The 12,745-nt window shown below is 49.9% G+C and carries 13 protein-coding genes; 10 read left to right on the forward strand and 3 right to left on the reverse strand.

Annotation, left to right across the window (positions count from 1 at the left end):
• Positions 1–46: 46 nt before the first annotated feature.
• The 7 genes from D9T21_RS04490 (at position 47) to D9T21_RS04515 (ending at position 9,275) form a co-directional block, all read left to right on the forward strand.
• Complete coding sequence (locus tag D9T21_RS04490; protein WP_123323917.1) at positions 47–1,732, forward strand: GMC oxidoreductase; 1,686 nt, start codon at positions 47–49, stop codon at positions 1,730–1,732.
• Position 1,733: 1 nt separating this feature from the next.
• On the forward strand, positions 1,734–2,351 hold the full coding sequence (locus D9T21_RS04495; RefSeq protein WP_123323918.1) for a gluconate 2-dehydrogenase subunit 3 family protein: 618 nt from the start codon (positions 1,734–1,736) through the stop codon (positions 2,349–2,351).
• Positions 2,352–2,393: 42 nt separating this feature from the next.
• Positions 2,394–3,152: a 3-keto-disaccharide hydrolase gene (locus D9T21_RS04500; RefSeq protein ID WP_206427230.1), complete on the forward strand. Its 759-nt coding sequence runs from the start codon at positions 2,394–2,396 to the stop codon at positions 3,150–3,152.
• A gap of 74 nt (positions 3,153–3,226) precedes the next feature.
• Entirely contained in the window at positions 3,227–3,670 is a 444-nt protein-coding gene (locus D9T21_RS23205) for a DMT family transporter (RefSeq protein WP_338134008.1), read from the forward strand.
• A gap of 151 nt (positions 3,671–3,821) precedes the next feature.
• Positions 3,822–4,103, forward strand: coding sequence for an EamA family transporter (locus D9T21_RS23210; protein WP_338134009.1), 282 nt, complete (start codon positions 3,822–3,824; stop codon positions 4,101–4,103).
• A 33-nt stretch (positions 4,104–4,136) separates the two neighbouring features.
• Positions 4,137–4,802, forward strand: coding sequence for a LysE family translocator (locus tag D9T21_RS04510; RefSeq protein ID WP_123323919.1), 666 nt, complete (start codon positions 4,137–4,139; stop codon positions 4,800–4,802).
• Between the two features lie 156 nt (positions 4,803–4,958).
• Positions 4,959–9,275 (forward strand): hypothetical protein, encoded by a 4,317-nt coding sequence (locus D9T21_RS04515; protein WP_123323920.1) that lies wholly within the window; start codon positions 4,959–4,961, stop codon positions 9,273–9,275.
• Between the two features lie 2 nt (positions 9,276–9,277).
• Here D9T21_RS04515 and D9T21_RS04520 read toward each other — a convergent pair whose 3' ends face one another.
• Entirely contained in the window at positions 9,278–9,937 is a 660-nt protein-coding gene (locus D9T21_RS04520) for an NAD(P)H-binding protein (protein WP_123323921.1), read from the reverse strand.
• 261 nt (positions 9,938–10,198) lie between these two features.
• Here D9T21_RS04520 and rpsF point away from each other — a divergent pair, with 261 nt between their 5' ends.
• The 3 genes from rpsF to rplI are packed head-to-tail and all read left to right on the forward strand — an operon-like array spanning position 10,199 to position 11,311.
• On the forward strand, positions 10,199–10,591 hold the full coding sequence (gene rpsF, locus D9T21_RS04525; RefSeq protein WP_123323922.1) for a 30S ribosomal protein S6: 393 nt from the start codon (positions 10,199–10,201) through the stop codon (positions 10,589–10,591).
• 12 nt (positions 10,592–10,603) lie between these two features.
• Positions 10,604–10,831, forward strand: coding sequence for a 30S ribosomal protein S18 (gene rpsR, locus D9T21_RS04530; RefSeq protein ID WP_070178620.1), 228 nt, complete (start codon positions 10,604–10,606; stop codon positions 10,829–10,831).
• A 27-nt stretch (positions 10,832–10,858) separates the two neighbouring features.
• Positions 10,859–11,311 (forward strand): 50S ribosomal protein L9, encoded by a 453-nt coding sequence (rplI, locus tag D9T21_RS04535; protein ID WP_123323923.1) that lies wholly within the window; start codon positions 10,859–10,861, stop codon positions 11,309–11,311.
• Positions 11,312–11,374: 63 nt separating this feature from the next.
• Here rplI and D9T21_RS04540 read toward each other — a convergent pair whose 3' ends face one another.
• On the reverse strand, positions 11,375–12,100 hold the full coding sequence (locus D9T21_RS04540) for a 3TM-type holin (RefSeq protein ID WP_123323924.1): 726 nt from the start codon (positions 12,098–12,100) through the stop codon (positions 11,375–11,377).
• A gap of 12 nt (positions 12,101–12,112) precedes the next feature.
• On the reverse strand, positions 12,113–12,652 hold the full coding sequence (locus tag D9T21_RS04545) for a glycoside hydrolase family 108 protein (RefSeq protein WP_123323925.1): 540 nt from the start codon (positions 12,650–12,652) through the stop codon (positions 12,113–12,115).
• Positions 12,653–12,745 lie beyond the last annotated feature (93 nt).

Genomic DNA, 12,745 nt, shown 5'->3' on the forward strand with positions numbered 1-12,745 from the left:
ACACAAAAATCGATGACCGTAAATAGTCGATTTAAGGGGAGAAGTAATGGCAGATAATGTCTATGATGCAATCGTAGTTGGTTCAGGGATCAGCGGCGGTTGGGCAGCTAAAGAGCTGGCCGAAAAAGGGCTTAAGGTCCTGATGCTGGAACGTGGCCGTAATATTGAGCATATCAAGGATTACGTAAACGCTCACAATGAAGCGTGGAATTACCCGCACCGGGATCTGGCTACCCAGGAAATGAAAGAGCTGGAGCCGGTGATCAAGCGTGACTACCCGCTGAATGAATCCACTTATGGCATGTGGGAAAGTCACCAGACGTCACCTTATGTCGAGAAAAAACGTTTCGACTGGTATCGTGGCTACCACGTGGGCGGGCGCTCGCTGTTATGGGGCCGTCAAAGCTATCGTCTGAATGAAGAAGACTTCATGGCCAATGCCAAAGAAGGTGTTGGTGTAGACTGGCCAATCCGTTATAACGATTTAGCGCCCTGGTATGATTATGTAGAACGTTTTGCCGGCATCAGCGGTAACCGCGATGGCCTGGACGTACTGCCTGATGGCCAGTACCAGCCGCCAATGCCACTCAACGTGGTAGAAAAAGACCTCGCCAAGCGTTTGCAGAAGGCCTTTAAAGGCACTCGCCATATTATCAATGGCCGCAGTGCGAACATGACTGAGCCAAAGCCTGAACAAAACCGGGTGAACTGTCAGTACCGTAACAAGTGCTGGCTGGGGTGTCCGTTTGGTGGCTACTTCTCTACACAGTCGTCAACACTGCCGGTAGCGATGGCCACCGGAAATCTGACCGTGCGTCCTTTCTCTATCGTCACCCGCGTGCTGTACGACAAAGACAAAAAACGTGCAACCGGTGTTGAAATCCTTGATTCGGAAAATAATCAGACTTACGAATTTAAGAGCAAGATTGTCTTCCTTAATGCATCAGCGCTTAACTCGGTATGGATGCTGATGAACTCAGCCACCGATGTTTGGGATGGCGGCCTGGGCAGCAGCAGCGGTGAGCTGGGCCATAACATCATGGATCACCACTTCCGCGTAGGCGCATCAGCCGACATCGAAGGTTTTGAAGATAAATACTATTACGGACGCCGTCCGTCTGGCTTTTACATCCCGCGCTTTCGTAACTGGGGTGATGATAAGCGTGACTATCTGCGTGGCTTTGGTTATCAGGGCTCTGCAAGTCGTCAGGGCTGGAACCGCAACGTGGCCGAAATGGGCATTGGTGCCGATCTGAAAAATATCCTGAGTGAGCCGGGTAGCTGGTCCATTGGTATGACGGCCTTTGGCGAAATGCTGCCGAATCACGACAACAAGGTATATCTCAACAAAGCACAAAAAGACAAGTGGGGCTTACCAGTGCTGGAGATGGACGTTGAGATCAAAGAAAACGAATTTGCCATGCGTAAAGATATGATGAATGACGCAGTGGAAATGTTCGAAAAAATGGGTCTTAAGAATGTTCAGGGTTACGACGCGGATTACGCGCCGGGCATGGGTATTCATGAAATGGGCGGTGCACGCATGGGCCGCGATCCTAAGTCTTCAGTGCTTAACGCACACAACCAGGTATGGGATGCGCCCAACGTATTTGTTACCGATGGTGCGGCGATGACTTCGGCTTCTTGTGTTAACCCATCGTTGACTTACATGGCATTAACTGCACGGGCTGCTAACTTTGCTGTTGAAGAACTGAAAAAGGGGAACATCTAAGATGGATAGACGCGACCTTCTTAAAATGATTGCGGCCTCAACCGGCGCTGCCTTTGTAGGCAGTAATGCTATGGCCTGGGGTTTAAAGGTGCCAGCTACAGACCCGTCTAAGGTGGGCCTCAGTAAGGACGATATCAGCCTTATGAGCGAAGTGGCTGAAACCATTATGCCACGCACGGACACACCGGGAGCTAAAGATGCCCAGTGTGCACAAATGATGGCGGTACTGGTAGCAGACTGTTACACGCCCGTTCAGCAACAGGCGTTTAAAGATGGCCTGCGTAAGCTCAACCTGGCCAGTGACGAACGCTTCGATACGCCGTTCCTAGTCTTAAGCAATGCACAGCGTTTTGAGTTGCTGACCGAGCTCGATGCCGAAGCAAGGAAATACAATGCCGAGCGTAACCTGTGGGGCGCAGTTAATCAGCGGCCTAACAGCCGTGATGCCGATGATACCGATCCGTTACCGCATTACTTCACGATGTTTAAGCAGCTAACCCTGTTTACTTTCTTTACGTCAGAAGTAGGCGCTACCAAGGTACTGCGTTACGTGGGTATTCCTGGCAAGTTTGATGGCGATCTGCCCTATGAGAAGGGCGACAGAGCCTGGGCGACCTGATTTCAGGTCGTTGATGAATTGCCAATTAAGAGGACACAATTTATGCGTAACAATCATTTAGCAACAGTCGCCGGCCTGGCGCTGTTAACGCCTGCATTGGCGGCTTGTGCTGCCCCGCAGGAAAATCTTGAGCCCTGGCAACAGGCACAAAAAACCGAAGTCTGGGAACCTGTACCAGAAGCAGTAGAAACGCCGGTTGGCAAAGCGCCGTCTGATGCGGTTGTACTGTTTGACGGTACCGATCTGTCGGCCTGGGAATCAGTGAAAGGCGGTGAAGCGAACTGGACTCTCGGTGGTGACACGGTCACTGTGAAACCTGGCACGGGTAACATCCGTACCAAGCAATCTTTCTGTGATGTACAGTTGCACGTTGAATGGCGAGCACCACAGCCAGAAGAAGATATGGACGGGCAGAAACGCAACAACAGTGGCGTATTCTTCCAGGAACGCTATGAGATTCAGGTGCTCGATTCTTACCAGAATAAAACCTATCCCAACGGCCAGGCTGCATCGGTCTATAAGCAAACCATTCCACTGGTGAATGCCACCCGCCCACCAGGTGAATGGCAGGAGTACGACATTATCTTTACCGCGCCCAGATTCGACGGTGAAGCTCTGGAATCGCCCGGCTATGTAACGGTTATCCATAATGGTGTCGTGGTACAAAACCATGTGGAAATCCAGGGCACGACAGAATGGATTGGTGCGCCGAAGTATAAAGCCCACGGCTGCGCGCCTATCCAGTTGCAGGATCACGACAATCTGGTGAGCTTCAGGAATATCTGGCTCCGCGAACTCTAAGCTGTCAAACTAGCTGCAAATAATATACCCGGCTTTGCCGGGTATTTTTTTGCGGTAAATTTGGGGAACAGATTATGATTGGCGAATTTGCCGCGCTGGCTGCGGCGCTCTGCTGGGCGGTGTCTGCCCGTTTATTCAGGGTACTGGGCAGTGCTTTTTCACCACTGGCGCTAAATTTCTGGAAAGGACTGCTGTCTGCCGGATTGCTCCTGGCTGTGTCAGTGGTGTTGTTTCCTCCCATAGAAGCTCCGGGCGCAGTTTGGGGCTGGTTGTTGCTTAGTGGCGTTATTGGTATCGGCCTGGGCGATACTTTTTTCTTTCAGGCGCTTAGTAAAATCGGTGACGCCCAGTCTATTTTGATTGCTGAAACACTGGCACCGGTATTAACCGCCTTACTGGCCATGGCATGGATTGGTGAGTGGTTAAGCTGGCAGCAGTGGCTGGCGGTGGCGCTGGTAATCATCTCGGTGGACGTGATTGTAAGAATCCACAAGCCCGCGGCGTTAACCTTATTTTAGCCAACCGGTTATGTTTATGCTGCGCTGGCAGCGCTTTGTCAGGCGGTCGGGGCTGTTATTAGCCGCGATGTGCTGACTTCCTTTTGAGATTGGTGCCTTTAATGCCAGCCTTATCCGGCTTCTGGGCGGCCTGCTGATTATTTGTTTGCTGATGGTGCTTACCAGACAGCGCTGGTTGCCTACAACCACTGATAAGGGCAAAACCTGGCGACTGTTTACGCTCGCAGTGTTTATCGGCACCTTTATGGCGCTGACCTTACAAATGCTGGCGTTCAGTTATACCAAAGCGACCGTCGCACAAACCCTGCTGGCAGCCAGTGTGTTGCTTTCTCTGGGCATTGGCTGGTGGCTGGGCGACAGAGTAAGTCGTAATGTCTCTGTCTGGTCCGCGCTGGCGGTTGCCGGGATTGCCATGTTGGTGTGGCTGGAGTAACTTACTCTTATTACTGATAGGCCAGAGTACATCATGTTTGACGTTATCAATGTTATCCCGTTTATCTTTGCCTGCCTGCTATTAAACATTCTGCCCGGGCCGGATTCGTTATACATCATTGCCCGCAGTGCTACTCAGGGCGCTCGCGCCGGGGTAGTAGCCTTACTTGGCATTATGTCGGGTGTCAGCGTACATATTGTGGCAGCAGCGCTGGGACTCAGTGCTTTGCTGGCCACTTCCGCCTGGGCATTTACGGTTATTAAGGTAGCCGGGTGCGCTTACCTGTTATACCTCGGCTTTTCTATGCTAATGGCAAAACGGCCACAGCAGGGCAGCACTGAGACAGAGGGAGAGCTACAGGCAGAACAAGAAGTGGAGTTACCTCGCACCGCCAGTTTGCAGCGAATTTTTGCCGGTGGCTTTTTAACGAATGTATTAAACCCCAAGGTTGCGCTGTTCTTTCTGGCTTTCGTACCACAATTTATACCGGCCGAAGTTGCTGATAAAACCACAATGTTCCTGGCCCTTGGCGGCATATTTACGCTGACCGGGACGTCCTGGTGTTTGCTATTGGTTATCGGTACCGTATGGCTCCGTAAGCGCCTGTTCGGTGTTGGCCGCTTAAGCTTCTGGTTAAATAAGGCGGCTGGCGGTCTGTTTGTGTATTTTGCCGTGAAACTGGGACTAGCCAGTGCCTGATGGCGCTGGTTAATTATACAGTTCTGGTTGATCAAAAATGCTGCCGGCGCTATGCTCTGGCTAAATAATATACAATCAATATAGCTAAATTATAACGTTTGATGGTTACTGCAGTTCGCTAGCGATTGGGTGTAACGTTATATAAGCCGGACGCTTATGACGCCATTCAAACGCAACCTTTCCAAGCTTCTGTTTATAGCGCTGGTGCTGGCCCTGGGCACAATCATTTCAGGCGTTATTTATTATTTTAAAATGGATAGCAACGAGGATACCCTCAACACGTTGCTATTTCGCGAACTCAAGCAGATAGAAGGCACGCTACACCGCAGTTTCGACAAGGTGAAAGTCACGTCTCAGTATATTCTTGCCGATGACAATGACCAGCAACAGTGTGCTGTTAACCAGGATGTGTTGAAAACCGCCATCGAAAAACTCTCGGTGTCAGACGACCTGGCCGCCATTCGGGTGGAGGAAAAAGCCACGATTCCCTCACCGCCGTCATCTTCCTATACGCTTTTGTTTGAGCCTTTCGACCAGGCAAATTTTATTAGTTATAAAGCCTGTGAAGCCCCGGATAATAAGAGCGCTTATTTTAAACTTCATTTGTCGGGTAAAGTCAGTGATTCTCTGGGCCAGCGGGTCGCCCGCTTCCAGACAGTTGCTCTGGTTGATGAACATGGCAAGGTGCTATCAGTGGTGAATCATGCATCGCAGTTAAGTGATGAAACCGAGCTGCTGATCAAGCGCATTACCCATTTACATCCACCCGTACAGTCATCTACAGCCGAGGCTGCCCCGCCCACTACCGTGATTGAGGGAACAAATTTTATCGATACTCAGGTGAGCGATATCGACTTCAGAGTGTACGTGCACCCGGTAATGGAAACCGCCTTAACAGCAGCAGGGCAGGAGCTGTATCTGGTTGGGGTGATAGAAAAAAGCGCCATCAACCAACAAAAACTGAAGCTGTCTCCCACGCTGCTCATGTGGCTGATTTTAGGCCTGCTGTTTTTAATTGCCATTACTCCGCTGATTAAACTGCGCTATATCAGTACCACTCATGCCATCGCCAGAGGCGACAAAAGCCAGATAATGCTCGGAATGACCATAGCCATTGGGATTGTCACCATCGGTTTAATTCAGGAGTTGTTTTTTAATTATTTTGAAGAGGTAAAAGCTCAGCAGCTGCATTTGATGCATCGCGAAATCAGCCATGACTTTGTGGAAGAAGTGAGCACTGTGCTCGACATTGTGGAACAGGCGACTGATGAAAAGTGTAAACGTCATCGCTCCGCCAGTGGCGAGACTGACGTGTATGACAATCAAATATGTGAGGGAACCCTGACTGCTGAGAGTCATCTCTCACCAGGCGCACTGGCGCACAAGCGAATTGTTGAAACGGTGGCGGTAATCGATGCAACTGGCACGGTGAGTACCGATTATCCAGTGCTGTATAGCTCGGAGCATCTGGTTTTCGAGCAAACCATCAACCTGGCCAGGCGAAACTATGTGAAAGCCGGTTTGGCTGGTCAGTTCTGGCAGTTGTCCCACTCAGAGGATGGCAGGATGTCGCAGTTTTTTATCCAGAGGGTGTTTAATATTGAAGATGGCCGTAAAAATGCCATGTTGTCGATCCCGTTTGCAGCAGGTAGGTTTGATGATGAACCGGCGCCTTATAGTGTAGAAGCGTACAGCCAGTTCCGGCTGGCCCAGACTTTCTCTAGTTACCAGAAAAAAGGTTTCCAGAAGCCACTCCAGCAAAGTGCTAATGCTGAGCCAAAGTTAATTATAGCCGGCACCCGGTTGGGTAGTCTGGTTGATCGGGTTATGCCTAATAACTTTGGCTTTGCAGTGATAGATGAAGACGGCAACGTGTTGTTTCACAGTGATGACTCACTCAGCCTGATTGAAAACTTCTTCACCGAAACCAACCGTAACCCGGAGCTGTTAGTCGCCTCTGAGCACAATCAGTTGCTTTCACCTACGTTAATAGAGCTGGACTATAAAGGCAGCCCGCATACGGTGCTTATTGGCCCGATGAAAGCTAATGGCTCCGGCGCAGCAGCGGTGAACAGCGTGCCCTGGCGACTGGCTGTGTTTTTTAACCCGGAAGCATTGCAAACCAATAACATGATCCTGGTTTTTCTGGCGGTCCTGCTATTTATGCTGGTAGTGATCCCGGCATTTATTGTACTGCGTTATGGCATATTGCAACGTTTCTGGCAGGAAGTGGGCTACTTCGATACTGCACATGTCACGCGTTATAAAACCTATGCGCTTATTTTGTTTGCTACCGGGCTTGGCATTCAGTATCAGACCGGAGTGATTCTGCCGTTTACCAGTCGTATGGTGATGTGGGCCGGCTGTTGCGCACTCATTGGTGTGTTTCTGGCGAACAGGTTTCGGGTAAATGCGGCTCACTATAGTTTGTGGAAACGCCCGATTACCGGCTTTGTGCTGATTACCGCGTTGTTATTCATGATTGATGTCATTAATCAGTCGGGAGTACAGCGCGAACTGCTTGCGGTGAATCAGTTATTTGCGGTGACAGGGTTAGTCATCATTGCCGCTGCGGTAGAAGCGTTTCGAATATGGGGCAGGCAACCGATAGCGGACCGACATCCGCGTAATAGCAAGCCAGCAGAGCAGCGCCGTTATACGTCAGGTTACGTATGGTATCTGAGTGGTTTATTTTATCTGGCCGCCGTAGTGCCATCATCGTTAGTTGCCTTTACGGCCCATGACTATTTACTGCAACGTCAGGCGAGTTTTGAAGCCAGTCATATCAGGCAGAGCATGCTGACCAACCAGTTTGGTTATGAGGATTATCTGAGTTTCTTAAACGCCCGGCCCTGCGCCCCATCAGACACCTCGTTTCCCTGTGCTATGGCAGCCGGATATCGGTTACCGGAGTTAACCAGTAGTTTTTATCCTGATGCCATACAAACCTCTTCCACCGCCAATTGTGATTTACTGTGTAACAAATGGGTGTTGATAAACCGTTCTCCTGACAGTGCACCCGCAAGACCGGATAGTTTCTTTAATCAGATGTTCAGTATTACGCCGAGCCAGACCGAGTTTGTCAGCCATTTAACCTTTGCGGCGAAACAAGATCTTACCGGTACCAGCGCAGCGATGCATGGTAACGATTTAGGCTATCGCGCCGATCTGCTTATGCTGGCTGCTGTCAGAGAGGGGAGTGGGCCGTTAATAGCGCTCATCATGTTCTTAGGTTTGCCCTTTGGGATTTATCTGGCGGTGAGGCAACTACTCGTCCAGCGTCTGATGGGAGAGCATTTACAGGATCAGTACCGGGTGCAGCCGGACTGCTCTGAGCTAACAGGCACTACAGCGTGTTTCCCGGATATTGTTGGAGGGGAAACGCAACCAAAAGGCCAGTCGTATCTGATTCTGAATGCGACGCGGCTTCAGGCTGAAAAAGCCCTCAACCAACAAACTGACAACCTGTTTCAGAACCGGGTATTCCGTCTGCCTGAATGCCTGAGAGGTAGTGATGGCGGAGATTATTTACTGGCTGAAGTTGAGCAGGCCGTAAACAGCGTATCACCCCGGCAGCTGGTAGTGGCCATATCAGCGATAGAGCAGGTCAGTGGCGACGATGCCTTACGCCAGCAGGCGTTGGTTTTTTTGTATGCGCTGCATAATCAAACAGGCGTAACTCTGTTGATAGTATCGGAAACTGCGCCTCTTTATCGTTTACTAAATCCTGGCGCGTATGAAAATGAAGAGTCTGCTAATACCCTTTCAAGCGATGAAAAAAGTGGCTGGAGTAAGCTGTTTTCAGAAATGACCAAGCGCTATGCCTGGTCTCCCGTCCAAAAGCAGCGCCTGAGTAACCCTTTTGATGTGAATTTACTTATTACGTCTGAATGTCAGGCCTGGCCGGAAATTCATCATTTAGCTACTGCGCTGGAGCAGCAAACCACCTGCTTTAAAGAGATGGCGGGCGATGACAGCAACGAGGCGCAGAGAGGCGATTACTGGGTGCCAGAACAGGTAATCGAGTTTATGCTGGAACATGCCGGCGCTCTTTACCGGCGCAAGTGGGAAGAGTGTACCCGCCAGGAAAAGCTTATCTTATGGAAGCTGGCGAATGGTGCCAGTATTAACCCCGCCAATGCCGTAATTATTGAGCGGCTGGTGCGGCGGGGATACCTGTTTCGTGATAAAGGCTGGCACATTGTTAACGAAAGTTTCCGGCAATTTATACTAACAGCCGAGAATGAAGCGGTTATTGGCCATTGGCTCGATAACGCAAATAGTGGCGCCTGGAGCGTATTACGCATCCCCGTCTTTGCATTGTTGCTGGTATTGCTGGTGATCTTTGTTTATTCCAGCGGCAGCTCCCTGAATACACTATTAAGCGTGGCAACTGCCGCTCTGGGCCTCATCCCTTTATTGCTGAAAAACCTCTCTTTACTCAAAGGCGGAGTCACTACAGACCTTGAGTAAGGCTAAGCGGTAGTAATCAGGCGCTCTATTGCTTCGCTTAAGGGCTCATTACCATCGGTAAGCTCGATAATTTGCCGGCGGATGGTGGGCTTAGCAATGAGTGCTGCCAGGGTATTGGCCACATTGCCTCGTTTTACTGAACCATAGGTGAGGGCATAGTCGACACTTACCTTATCATCAGCATCTTCATCGAGCAGCGTGCCCGGGCGCAGAATGACCCAGTCCAGTGATGATTTTACTAGGCGGGCATCGGCCGCTTTCTTCACCTGCATATAATGTTCAAACCCTTCGCCGAGTCCTTTAGTACGCCCCGCCTCCGGAAAGGCTGAAACTAAATAAAAACGTTGGATACCCAGCTCCTCGGCTAATTCCGTCAGTAGTGCCGGGGTGTCGCCGTCTATTTTGCTGGTGCGGTCCTTACCGCTGCCGGCAGCGCCAGCGGAGAAAACAATAATCTCCTGGTCTTGTAGCGGCGCTTTATAGTCGTCGCGGGTAAGGCTCATCATATCGCCTTCAACCGGTTTCGCACCTTGCTGTTTTAGCGAATCGGCCTGTTCAGGCTTGCGGTGTAGTGCTGTTACCTCATGCCCCTGGGCAATCAGTTGCGGAAGAAGACGGTGACCAACACCGCCGGTAGCACCAATAAAAAATACCCGACTCATAACACCTCCTTGGTAGAAAAATTCATAGTTCATAATGGGAGTGGGGATAACACTAAGTGTTTTCTACCCGGAAATGGCAAATTAGGATTAACAGGCAATGGTTACGGAGGATTACTCAAACAAACGATATTCGTTGAATAAAGCTTGTGCAGTCATAAGAAGCTCTATATAATGCGCGCCCTTACAGCCACCCAAATTAAGTTCCTTGTCTCCATGCAGATGGCTGTACTGCGCGAGGCTACAACCGTAAGGAGCGTTTTAATGCGTCATTACGAAATCGTTTTTATGGTTCACCCTGACCAGAGTGAACAAGTACCAGGTATGATCGAGCGTTATACCACAATCCTGAAAGCAGATGGCGGACAAATCCATCGCTTGGAAGACTGGGGCCGTCGTCAACTGGCTTACCCAATCGAAAAACTGCATAAAGCACACTACGTTCTGATCAACGCTGAAGCGACTGCTGAAGCTGTTGCTGAACTGGAAACTGCTTTCCGTTTCAACGATGTTATCCTGCGTAACATGGTTATGCGTACCAAAGGTGCGGTAACTGAAGCTTCTCCTATGATGAAGGAAGAGCGTCGCGAACGTCGTGAAGATTCTGCACCTCGTGGCGAGCGCGCAGAAAAACCTGCAGCATCAAGCGAAGAATAAGGAGAATTAATCATGGCTCGTTTTTTCAGACGTCGTAAATTCTGCCGTTTCTCTGCAGAAGGTGTTGTTGAGATTGATTACAAAGATATCGCTACGTTGAAAAACTACGTAACAGAAAGCGGTAAAATTGTACCTAGCCGTATTACCGGCACCAGCGCTAAATACCAGCGCCAACTGTCTAGTGCTATCAAGCGTGCACGTTTTCTTGCACTGCTTCCGTACACTGACTCTCATAAGTAATCTGGCGAAGAATAAGGGGTAGCATCGATGGAAATCATTCTACTGGATAAAATCGCCAACTTAGGCGGTCTGGGTGACACTGTCACAGTTAAATCTGGTTTTGCACGTAACTTCCTTTTCCCACAAGGTAAAGCAGTTCCAGCAACCAAAGCAAACGTTGAAAAATTTGAAGCGCGTCGCGCAGAGCTGGAAGCGAAAATCGCTGAACAGCTGGCTGCTGCTCAGGCGCGTGCCGACAAAGTTGCTGAGCTGGGCGAAGTAACTATTGCTGCACCAGCTGGTGATGAAGGCAAACTGTTCGGTTCTGTTGGTACTCAGGATATCGCTGATGCGATTACTGCAGCTGGCGTAGAAGTAGCTAAAGCAGAAGTTAAACTGCCTACTGGTACACTGCGTGAAACTGGCGAGTACGACATCGACCTGCAATTACACTCTGACGTAATGGCAACTGCTAAAGTAGTTATCATCGCTCAGGCGTAAGCGCTAAGTGATTTAAAAAAACCGCGCTCCGGCGCGGTTTTTTTATGTCTAAAATAATACTTTCTAGCGACGCCCCAGTTTACGCGGGCCAAAGCGGCGCCGTGATATTACCTGCTGTTCATCTTCCTGTTGCATCTCGGTAATCTTCGCCTGTAACGCCTTTCTGCTTTGGTTATCTTCTGCGTTGGGTGCGCCGTCTTCCTTAACGTGGATCAGCGCTGCCTCCACCACAGGATTAACCTGATTAGCCCGGGAGGTATCAAAGTCGGACTCTTTCGCCAGGGTATCGCCAAACACTTTGTCGGGCTCATCGTTATTCATTTCCAGCTTTCTGAATTCTGCTTTGGTTTCTATCAGCGCCTTAACTGCCTGGGCCTGGGTCTCACTAAACCTAAACTGCTGGCTTTTTAGCTGCATTCTGCCACCGAAGTAAAAGGCAATAATCACGCTTAGTAAGGTCCAGTAGCCGTCGGGAATCGAACTTAATGCCAGGGTAATCTCGGCAAGATGGGATGGCGAAAAATAAGCGATTACAAAAATGAACAGGATCAGGGATACTATCATGGGCCGGATAAGGCGGTTAAATGCATCGGCCAGTGAGTCAGCCCAGGTACGGTTCTGACGAGCGTTAAACTCGGCCTGATAGGTTTTTAACAGCGCCATTTGTTCATCGGCAGAACGCTGGGCGTCTTTTTCTTTGTTGGAGGTAAATACGCCTGCGACGGTTTCTACACCTTTGGATACGGAATCAGTAATCGCCGAGATGGGGTTTTCAAAGAGTTTACTCATAACGGTTCTGCCTTATGCCACACGGTAATCAGGTAAGAAGCTTCTGGCTCTGGCCAGCCAGCCTTTCAGAAAGGCATTCTGACTGGCGTCATTGGTGACAATATCGGCGTAGAACATCTGGCGCTCTTCAACCAGTGCTGCAATCATCCAGTCGCCCAGTTCCTGTAAACACGCGTATGCCTGGGCTTTACTTTTAGGCCCCATCAGGCCATCTACCACTAACGGGCCATAGCCTGCGTCATTACAGACTTCCTGCAAAAATTTGATGGCTCGCCGAGGCCCGTGATTTACCGCACTGTCGAACAGGAAAGGCTGAATTGGCGGCGGTAATTTGTCGATGCGAGGGATACGGTAATAATTGAGTTCGTAAATATCTCTGGCGGTTTCCACATCCAGGGCTTTTACCATTTCAGCCGTTACAGCCACTTCGAGGTAGCGCGAGAGGGTCTTTTGGGTAATGCCAAAATTAGTGGGGCCGCCACGGTCTGCAGGATGGTTAACATAGCCGCCCTCCTTAACCAGGATTTCGTCGATCATTGTTTCTACATCCATGTTGCCTCCGGCTCTGCTACGTAGTGGTTAATAATTAAACACATAAATCAGGTGATTTGCCACCTTTGTGGTTAATTAATGTACAGCTTGGCG

The sequence above is a fragment of the Marisediminitalea oceani genome (assembly GCF_003731635.1).
GTDB classification, from domain to species: domain Bacteria; phylum Pseudomonadota; class Gammaproteobacteria; order Enterobacterales; family Alteromonadaceae; genus Alteromonas; species Alteromonas oceani.